At 63.5% G+C, this 2,699-nt stretch carries 2 protein-coding genes; both read right to left on the reverse strand.

Annotated elements, in window-relative coordinates; genetic code table 11:
- Positions 1-267: 267 nt before the first annotated feature.
- On the reverse strand, positions 268-1,011 hold the full coding sequence (gene istB / locus WN73_RS11980) for an IS21-like element helper ATPase IstB (RefSeq protein WP_097669838.1): 744 nt from the start codon (positions 1,009-1,011) through the stop codon (positions 268-270).
- Between the two features lie 15 nt (positions 1,012-1,026).
- Positions 1,027-2,565 (reverse strand): IS21 family transposase, encoded by a 1,539-nt coding sequence (gene istA / locus WN73_RS11985; RefSeq protein WP_271552920.1) that lies wholly within the window; start codon positions 2,563-2,565, stop codon positions 1,027-1,029.
- Positions 2,566-2,699 lie beyond the last annotated feature (134 nt).

Consider the following 2,699-nt stretch of genomic DNA (forward strand, 5'->3'; position numbering starts at 1 on the left):
TGCGTATTCCAGCGATGGTGATCAGGTGTTCCAGACGATGGTGATCACGGATTCCAGATGATCGTGATCAGGCGCGGAGGCGAACACAACTGACGAGCTTATGTGTGCTGGAAATAGTCTCCTCGTCAAGATTGGCGGGTTGGTTTGGAGATCGTCCCGGCGGTCCATGGGAGGGCCCCGTGCGCGGCGCGGAGTGCCCCCACGAGCGACGTAGCGACGCGCGCGGGAGGGGCCTGTGGGCCGGCGGGGCGATCGTGCGCGAGGTGCTCACGGTTGTTTCTTTTCGCCAGCCTGACGCCGTAGACTGTCGCCTTTGAGCTCGATGCGGTGCGCATTGTGAATGATGCGGTCCAATATCGCATCGCCGAGGGTGGGATCGGCAATGACGTCATGCCATTGCGACACGGGGACCTGACTTGTGATCAACAAGGACCCCTTGTCGTAGCGATCATCGACGATCTCAAGCAGATCACGGCGCTGGTCGGCGGTGAGCGGTTCGGGTCCCCAGTCGTCGAGGATGAGGAGATTGACGCGCTCCAGGGCCGCGATCAGGCGCGCCAGACGACCTTCGCCGCGCGCCTGGGCGAGATCGGCGAACAGGCGGGATGTTCGCTTGTAGAGGACGGAAAAGCCGTCGCGGCAGGCCTTGTTGCCGAGCGCGCAGGCAAGCCAGGACTTGCCGGTGCCGGTTGGGCCGACAATGACCAGGTGGTTGCTGTCACGGATCCATTGACAGGTGACGAGGTTCTGGAAGAGCGAACGATCGAGACCACGGGCGGTGCGATAGTCGACGTTCTCGATGGTGGCGGCTTGACGGAGCTTGGCACTGGTCAAGCGGCGCGTGAGGCGGCGGTTGTCGCGAGCGGTGACCTCGCGATCGACGAGGAGGCCGAGCCAATCGGCGTGCGGCATCTCGGCCGCCTCGGGATTGTTCTGCAGTTCGACGCAGGTATCGGCCATGGCGGCGAGGCCGAGTGCGCGCAAGCGATCGACGGTGGGGTGAATGAGCATGCTGATCTCTCCTGATCAATTGTAATAGCTGCGGCCACGGATGTTGGTGTGGAAGAGGATGGGCGCCTCCTCGGCGGGAGGAGCAGTTCTGTCAGTACCGTTCTTGAGGATGGCGGCGACCGATTTGTACGACCGGGCGTTGAGCAGGAGGGCCCGGGCACAAGCGGCATCGACGCGTTCCTGGCCGTAGCGCTTGACCAGCCCGAGAATGCCGATGGCCGAGCGGAAGCCCTGTTCCGGATGTGGCCGCGATCGCAGGATGACGTCGATCAGCGTCTGGGCATCGGGACCGACCTTGGCGGCTTCGGAACGAATGCGCTCAAGGGTCCAGTCGCGATAGCGGCGATGTGAGCTCGGCATATGCTCGGGAATCGTGGTCGGGCGATGTGGCAAGATGCTGCGCAGATGCGACGCCACCCGCTTGCCGCGGAGAAATATCTCAACGGTCTTTTGGGTGATGCGAGCCTCAACCTCCTGATGCAGGAGGTTGTGAGGGACGCTATAGTAATGCTTGGCGATCTCGATGTGATAATCGAGGTTGACCCGGCAGCGCTTCCACTCGGCATACTCGTACGGATCATCCGGCAAGGGGGTGAGCGCCGGACGATCGAGCTCCTCGAACAGTTCGCGCCGACTTCGTCCCCAGCTCCGGAGAGGTCGATCGTTCAGCTCGATAAGGAGCGCGTGAATCGCCTCGTTGAGGGCGACGAGCGAGAAGAAGCGGCGGTTGCGCAAGCGTGCCAGAATCCATCGCCCGACGATTTGGACCCCGACTTCGACCTTGGCTTTGTCGCGCGGCCGATACGGCCGTGCCGGCACGATGGCGGTGCGGTAATGGCGGGCGAGATCGGCATAGGTCCGGTTGACCATCGGCTCACGAAAGCAGGCCCGGGTGATGCCGGCCTTCAGATTGTCGCTCACCGTCTGTCGGGCCACGCCGCCGAAATACGCAAATGCGCGAACGTGCGAGGCGATCCAGTCCGGCAGGCTTTGGGTGAGACTGGCCTCGGCGTAGGTGTAGTTCGAGGCGCCGAGCACGGCGACGAAGATCTGCGCGCTGCGCACCTCACCGGTGAGCCCGTCAACCACCTCCATGGTGTGGCCGGAATAGTCGACGAACAGCTTCTCGCCGGCGACATGAACCTGGCGCAGGGTCGGCTTGAGACGGCCGGCCCATTCCCTGTAGCGTTCGCAGAACCACGCATAGCTGAAGCTGTCGGAGTTTGCGTCGCAATACTCCTCCCACAACAGCATCAGCGTGACGTTCCGGCGCCGCAGCTCGCGATGCACGAGCGCCCAATCCGGTTGCGGACGCTCCTCGCTGGGCCGATCGGAGGGCGGCGGATACAGACGGTTCTCGAGCCGGACGTCGTCATCCAGCTCCGGCGGCAACGGCCAGGTCAGACCGGCGCGGCGGGCTCGGTTGACGTACTTGCTGACCGTGCCCTGGGCCAAGCCCAGGCTGCGGGCAACGGCGCGTTGCGACATGCCGACGCTGTAGTGCAGGCGTAGAACTTCGCGAATGTGGCGCATGGACAGTCTCTCTGTCGGCATCTCGATCCTCTGCGGTTGGGCAAAAGACCGAGCTACCCCGGTTGCAGACTGTCAGCGGTGCGCGCCTCCTGGTTGTCCCCGATCATGATCGCTGGAAATAGCGATCACGACCGGCTGGAAACGGTGATCACGAT

The organism is Bradyrhizobium sp. CCBAU 45394 (assembly GCF_028128655.1).
GTDB classification, from domain to species: Bacteria; Pseudomonadota; Alphaproteobacteria; order Rhizobiales; family Xanthobacteraceae; genus Bradyrhizobium; species Bradyrhizobium diazoefficiens.

What these genes read in the sequence shown, in the direction of transcription:
- istA (WP_271552920.1), bottom strand. Translation starts at nt 2,565, where the DNA reads ATGCCGACAGAGAGACTGTCCATGCGCCACATTCGCGAAGTTCTACGC.
- istB (WP_097669838.1), bottom strand. Translation starts at nt 1,011, where the DNA reads ATGCTCATTCACCCCACCGTCGATCGCTTGCGCGCACTCGGCCTCGCC.